At 47.0% G+C, this 7,377-nt stretch carries 4 protein-coding genes; all 4 read right to left on the bottom strand.

Translation table 11 applies throughout. From position 1 onward, the window contains the following. Positions 1-170: 170 nt before the first annotated feature. The 4 genes from EL26_RS21210 to EL26_RS21205 all read right to left on the bottom strand — a co-directional run bounded on the left by EL26_RS21210 (position 171) and on the right by EL26_RS21205 (position 7,362). On the bottom strand, positions 171-749 hold the full coding sequence (locus EL26_RS21210; RefSeq protein ID WP_038093984.1) for a hypothetical protein: 579 nt from the start codon (positions 747-749) through the stop codon (positions 171-173). A 12-nt stretch (positions 750-761) separates the two neighbouring features. After that, entirely contained in the window at positions 762-1,202 is a 441-nt protein-coding gene (locus tag EL26_RS25115) for a hypothetical protein (protein WP_152559357.1), read from the bottom strand. Between the two features lie 116 nt (positions 1,203-1,318). After that, positions 1,319-1,963, bottom strand: a complete 645-nt coding sequence (locus tag EL26_RS25110; protein ID WP_152559356.1) for a hypothetical protein — start codon at positions 1,961-1,963, stop codon at positions 1,319-1,321. 23 nt (positions 1,964-1,986) lie between these two features. Then, positions 1,987-7,362 (bottom strand): RHS repeat domain-containing protein, encoded by a 5,376-nt coding sequence (locus EL26_RS21205; protein ID WP_081857388.1) that lies wholly within the window; start codon positions 7,360-7,362, stop codon positions 1,987-1,989. Positions 7,363-7,377: the final 15 nt, after the last annotated feature.

Below are 7,377 nucleotides of genomic sequence, written 5' to 3'. Positions count from 1 at the left end.
CAATCACGCCCATAGAGGCTCCATGTAAAGTACGAATTTTTATACCGCAAGGAAAATATTCCCTTGCCGCGATACTCTGCACTTTTCAGTTGCGAAACACATCTGAGCAACAAAAGACAAGAAAATAAGGTTGCTCAACTCAAGTTTTAGGGGGGTGACCCGAATATCTCTCAATTACTAATGTGGCCTCTCCAAACTTCATAAATCTCTAAAAGTAGTTTGGGGCTACTTTCTCCTCGGAGAGTTTTCCTGACCAGATTTTGAACAATCATAATGGGTTCCAGATGCTTTAACCCAAACCCAATAATTACTGGTTTGTTCAAATACACCAATTGCTTGGGTTGGGTCACAAATCCCCATTTTAAATTATGTTTTATCGCAAAAACTTCACCGAAGTATATGGCTACATCTACTACTAGCATTTGTGTCTGCAAACTTAGTTTGACATCTTCTACCTTAATGATGTTCCGGAATTGTTCAGGTAGGTGTCTTTTTTCCTCTTTCATTTCTTCCTTGGATTTTTTCACCAGTTCGAGATGTTGCACAAACCACTCCCAAAGGTTTTTAAGAGATTCAGGCTCATAATCTAAACTTCCAGCACCATTGGTCAATTTGTAATATCTATCAAGTTGTCCGATTCGATCAGGGATTTCATTTACAAACCAATCAAAATTTTTTTGCGCTTCCTTTTTACTCATTTCTTCAAACGCTTTGACCTCAAAAGGAGGTGCCATCATTCTGTACTCCATCTGTGCTTCACCTCAATCATGAATAATATACTTGATGCCACAGCTATCCAATAATCTCAATAAAGGTTCGGAAGCTCCTACCTTACCTGTATCCGCACTTCTGAAAAAATGACAAACTACTCCGTCAATTACTCCATCTTGTTTTAATTCGTAATCTTTCAATACTTGTTTTTTTACAAAATCCGTAAGGTATGTATACCCTACCTTTGATTCATGAGCGATCCCATCTTTGTATACATCAACATACCTACCGCCTAGTGAAGTAGAGAAATACTTTCCTGTATTCTCGGTAGATACATCAAACAATGTCGCGAGGAAAAGCTCCGCTGACGTACCACCGCTGAAAGCAAGTTTTCCTCCTCCCATTAAAAATTCTAATGCAGAACTTGTAGAGTATCGAACTCCAGCCTTTATTGTTGAATACCCTCCGAACATTAAGTAAGCGTAAAACAACCCTCACCTTGTCTCGCGTTGCGAGGCTGTTTTACGCTTACAAATAAACTGATTCCTTAATAATTTCATCGTCAGTTTATGGTGTAAACGAGATTTTTCTGTTTTGATTCGCGCAATTATTTCGATGCTCTGTTCCGAGACCACGGTGCTTTGTAAGAGATGGCAGGTTCGAACACCATGTTAGTCAGTTGGCTTTCATTTAGAAAAGCCAGAAACTCTTCAGTCACTGCAATTGTCCCTGGCAATCCATTTGGTATGAAGATATGTTTTCCATCCCATGTGTCTGGATCTAAAAAAATTCCATCATACGTTGCGATGGTGCCGATCCTGCAAGCGGAGCAAGAAGGTTTTCTAGTAAAAATAAAGCCAGGAGACCGCTCTGGAATCATCAACGTTTCCCCATGATCGACCTGAACCTGAAAATAATCAGGTGGTTCAGGAGAGGAAACTTTCTTCCGCAAGACCTTGGCTATTTCGACAGAGTCAAAACGATTTATACCTTGGAGACCAGACTTTTCATACAGCTCCTTAAAACGGCTGGAAACGAGGAACTTTGAGAAAGATCCATGAACTACATCTCCATAACTTGGTTTTGATAATTTAACTCGACGTGGAGATAACCATTTCCTAGGACCCATTGCTACACCACATGCGGAGCAAATGTCTTTTTTTTCTGGTTCAGCCGTTTTCTGATCTACTTGTTCTCCATAGGCAAAGTCTCTATCATCAAACAATTTTGAATCAAGAATGAAAAACTCCATATTATCTCCTCCACAAAAACTACTTAGTGATCAGAATCACCAGGAACCTTCTTCACATTGACACCTGGAATACGCGCTTTGATTTCAGGCCTCTCATATAAACTTTGTAAAAAATCCAGAAAATCATCTTTAGTAGCACCGGGATTGTTGGTCAACCATTTTACAACCTCTTCATCATACTCTCTGTGCCAGGACTGATATCCCTTATGGGAATCCTCATCAGCCGCACGGTACATCAGATCTGGGTCATTACGATTGAATATGCCTCTTAGTTTCGCATGATCATTCAATGCTTTCATAATTTTATTTGAAAGCAAATGGTGGATTTGCCCAACAGAATTCACCACGACAGTATAGCCTGTATATAGAACTACTACTGCAAACGCTCCGTCAGGGTTGTGAATGAAACTGGCTTGTGCCACCACTGTATCAATATTATTACATCCGCCAGGGGCATAACTACATGGATTGGAACGAATTTTTCCAGCAAGAGTAGCATAGCTGTCCCTTTGTACAATATCCCCAATTGAATCATAATACTGCCAATACGTCTGATAGGAATGTATCAAAATTTGATTCGGTGTGTCTAACAGCCAGTCATAAGAGGAATCTGGATGCCATCCGTCACTCGCAGTATCTGTCACAACTTGAGTATTTCCTGACGGGTCCCAGTAGGTCAAAGGATTACTTTCAACGTATGTGTAGAGATTCAGACTCATAGGATCTTTAAGCTGACCCTCGTACCCATCCTCATTAACAAACCTACCTGATTGCGGGTTGTACCAACGTGCACGAAGATACTGTAACTGGGTCACATCGTCCCAAAACTCACCGGAGTAGCGGAAAGGGTTGGAGACCGACTCTTGCGCGGTTTGCGGGTTGCCCCAGATGTCGTAGGTGTAGGTGTTCAGGACGTTTCCGGTGCTGTCGCGCAGTTCCGTGACGTCGCCGTGACCGTTGAGGGAGTAGAAGGCTTTGGTTCCGTTGGCGTCTTCGCGGGAGATCAGTTGACCTGCTTGGCCGCGGTAGTAGCGGGCTTTCAGGGACGAGGTTCCGTTGGTGACCGTCGCTTCGGCGATGATGTTGCTGCCGTCGTAATAGTAACGCGTCGTAACCCCGTTCTCCGTACGTTCGGTCATCAGGCCGTCTCCGTTGTACTTGTAGGTGACCACTTTTCCTTCGGGAGTGGTCACTTTTTTCAATTGGTTGTAGCCGTCGTACTCGTAGACGTTCAAACTTGGGAGATTGAGCTTGTCGGATTGCTGTGTTTGACGGTTGCCGCGGGAGTCGTAGGTATACGCTTCGTTGAACTGGGAGGACGTCGAAATTCTGTTCAACGCATCGTATCCGAAGTTGTACTGTGCCGCGTTTTCCGTTTTGCTCGTTTGGTTGTTGTTTAGATCGTAGGTGTAGGCGAACGTGCTCGTGACGGTGCTGTCGGCTTTTTTCTGCACTTCGGACTTCACGAAATTGAATTCGTTGTAATCATAGGAAGTCGTCATGCCGTTTTGCAGTTGCAGCGTGGCAACAGCGCCGTTTTTTTTGTAGGTGTACTGTACTTCGGGCGTTGCGGAAGCAGGACCGATTTTGACATCTTGGAGTCGGTTTCTGTTGTCGATGTCGTTCGTGATCGTTTTGCCAAACGGTTCTTGCAGAGTGACGACGTTGCCGTTGGCGTCATACGTGTACTTGAGCGTCTTGGCGTCCGGATACGTAACGGTGTCGAGTTTGCCGACAGCATTATAGCTGTAGCTCGTCGTCCCTGTTTCATCCGTCATTTTGGTACGGCGACCACTCAAGTCGTATTCGTACAAGATCGGGGTCGTGCTCGTTGCAGCGTCCGGCGTTTTTGTCATCAGTTGGTTCCGGGAATTGTACGTGAGCGTGGTCGTCTTCCCGTTGCGGTCTACTTGACGGATCAGGTTTCCGTTGGCGTCGTAGTAGTACTTTTGCACTTGGCCAAGCGAGTCGGTTTGTTGAAGTAAGCGACCCGCTTCGTCGTATTTCTTCTGAACGGTGCTGTTGTCCGCATAAGTAAGAAGGGTCATGTGACCGAGTACGTCGTAAGAATAATTGGTGGTTGTATTACTTGCGTCCGTAACCGCTGTGAGTTGTTTCAGAGCATCGTATTGATACTTGGTTGTTCGTTGGTTCGCATCCGTAACGGAAACCAAATTTCCAGCCCAGTCATACGAGTTTTGTGTCAGAAGAACAGCATCGGTCGCTTTGAGAAGTTCTTTCTTCGTCAGGCGATCTTGTTTGTCATACGTCTCGCGAAATTTGTTTTGCTCAGGATCGATCGTGGTCTTCGTATGCGCCACGTCATCATACGTGTAACGAAACGCGTTGCGATCGGGCAAGGTGACGAGCTCAGGTCTGCCGTACAGGTCGTACGCGGTTTGTGTGATGTTGTGGTTTGCATCCTCCGTGCTGACGAGCCGTCCGTAGGAGTCGTACGCGTTGGCGACGGTGGTTTGGTAGGCTCCGTTTTGGAATACGTCGGTTCCTGCTTTTTGCCCCAGCTGGTTCCATCGGATGCGGGTTTTCAGACCTGTTTCGTTCACCATTTCGATGTTGTTGTTGAGATCGTCGTAGGTGAGTGTAACGGTGCTCAGGTCCGGGTTGGTTTGTTTTTTCAATCTGCCCAAGATGTCGTATTGGTAGGTCGTTGAATTGGATCTTCCATCTGTGCTCTTGGTCATTTTGCCAAGCGCCGTATCGTACTCGTACGTCTCGGTGAGCTTGGACTTGACCCCGTCCACATCTGTTACGTCCTGCGTTTTTTTCGTGACAAACGCGCTGAAGTACGGGGCTGCCGATGAATATTCATACGATGCAACACGGAGATCCCGGGTGCCGTCCGTCTGGTGAACGGCTGTGATGTTCCCGAAACTGTCGTAGTCGTAGATCTCTTGCTTCAGCAGTCTCTGGTCGGCGTCTGCGCGGGTTGTAATTTTGGTCGGTTTTCCAAATTCGTTGCGCTCAAAGGTCGTGGTGATGGTTTGCGTGCTTGAGATTTGCTCTTTCGTCGTTTTCAACCGATGGGTCTTGGTGTCATACGTGTTGGTGGTTGTTTTTCCAAAAGGGTCCGTCTCAGTCAGCAAATTTTCGTTTTTGTCGAAGGTGCGCGAGATCGTGACGGGTTCCGAATTCCGTCCGCCTTGGGTGACTTGCTTGGTTTCTTTTGTCGGAATCGGAATGTCGTTTGCTTGGTCGAATTCATTCGTGATGACCGTGACCGTTGGCGAAGCAGAGGTATCCGTTGTCGTGATTTTTTTGTTGTAAATCTGTCCGCTCCCCAGAACTGCGCCGCCGACTCGTTCATAGTCATAGGTCGTGTTCGTCAACCCATTGCTCAATGTGGTCGACACTTTGGAACTTTGACCGATATCCCCGGTGTACGTCAGGGTATTTTGGTTAAACGTTTGCGTGCTGCCATCTAGATAGGAGATCTGGTTGGAGACGGCATGAACCCGGTACGCTTGGTTCACCCGGTCGTAATACGAACGTGTGACAGGGGAGTCCTCATATTGGAAAAGGGTTTGCGCCCCCGTAGGATGGTTGACTTGCGTTAACAAAGCATAGGGGTTTGAGGTTGTGGGAATGTATCCCTCCATACTGAACAATGCCGGCTTGAAGTCGTATCCATACTTTTCCACCCGCCCCGCTTCATCTTTGACGCTGGCAAGGTACTCTTTTTTGTAGATATCGGTTGTGATGCCTTTGCTGTAGACAACCGTTCTAGCACCTTGTGTCAGCCTGACTTCTGATGTGGAGTACGAGATGTTCATCGTGTTGCCGATGGAATTGGTTACTTGAGTCAGTACATTGCCATACGGCGCCACTTCCGAAAATTTGAACAAGATGTAATTGCCGTAGTCATCCTGAATTTCTTGGATTTTCCCTTTTTTGTCAAAAAAGTACTTCTTCCCTTCGCGCGGGAACTTGATGGAGAAATTCGGCCACGTGTCTAGAAGCTCCGGAGAATAGTCGCTGTAATTGATTACCGGTTGGTCGCCTTTGAATCCGGAAATGTCATAGTCGCCAGCAAACACGTAGGTACCCTGTTCGCCAAGGTGAAGGTATTTCGTCCCTACGTCTGTATCCCATTCAATCGAAGGGATGTTCCAGGACCACCCCGTTCCTATCGGGAACATTTGCTCTTGATACGTTGTCTTCGTGGCGTTGTGTGTAGAGCCTGCCGACTCTGTGCTGATCGTCGCTTGAAGCGGGGTCGCATACTGATATCGACTGCGAACAGCCTTGTACCCGTTCCACGAATAGACCGAACTAAGCGAATACGTGGTTCCGGCGGTCAACGAGTGTAGAGTATCTGTTGCTTTTTGTTGATCGTATGGACCCTTGCGATCCGAGGTGTTGTATTGTTGGATGATTCGAATCGGTGCGTTCTCAGCAGGGGGGTTGTCCACGATGGTGGAGGTGTCGACCGTCCAGTAGTACCGCCAGTAATAGCCTGGGTAGCTCTGAGGACCATTGGGAGTTTGGATCGTATAGGGTTCCTGCCACTTCCAAGCGTCTGTGCGGGGGTAGTACGTTTTGGAGGCCAATTTCTTGTCGAGATTGGCACTGTCATCATCCGTGTACAGGATTTCGGATGTATCCGTAACAGACGCAACATGTGCCCCGCCGGTGTACCCTTCATCGGCGATGCCGTCTCCGTTGAAGTCTTTTTCAATGTCTTCAACCTTGGTCCACGTCTTTCGATATCCAAGTGCTTCGTTGGTGACTGTACTACTAAAATTTACATAGTACTTATAGACACTCTGTGCATTGTCTTGATAAAACGTTCCAAAGTACTGAGACTCCCCGCTTTGATAGGTGCGTGTGAGGGTAAAATCCAACCCGTTGCGACCGATCAGCGTCATGTCGGTTTCTTTCACGGTAACCTCCCCATACAGGGGGGACACGTTGGATGTGGAAAGGATGACTTGATAGGGCGCTTTATCCATCTGGGTTTGAACAGAAGGCGGCTTTTGCGTCGGGTCCAAGGACGTATCCGTCGCGGCTGTAAGACTTTGGGCCTCGGATTGGTCTTTCAAAAACGGTCTCGTGGTCTCGCCAATCTCGTTCACGAGCGCGGGAGCTGTTGCTTGCACGGCGGTTGCCGGTTTTTGTTTTTGGAATTTTAACTGTTTGTGGAGTTCTTGTTTGGAACTGTTGGCAACGGAAAGCGCGTTGCGGAGCTCTGATGCCGTGTAGCCGTGGTCGAACTCTTTTTGTAAGACTTCTAGGGGAAATCCAAACTCTGCACTGAGAATCGCCAACTCATCAGTCGTAACCTGCCCTCGTTTGTCTAGCGCCCCGAACGCGGGACTTACAAGGGATGTGAACAAGGTGACTGCGGTGACAGCCGCGATCGATCGAAGTTTTCGTCTCATGATCGTCTTCCTTTC

This window comes from Tumebacillus flagellatus (genome assembly GCF_000714935.1).
GTDB lineage: Bacteria > Bacillota > Bacilli > Tumebacillales > Tumebacillaceae > Tumebacillus > Tumebacillus flagellatus.
The sequence above is the reverse complement of the archived record's forward strand: the minus strand, read 5'-3'. Positions and strand labels throughout refer to the sequence as shown.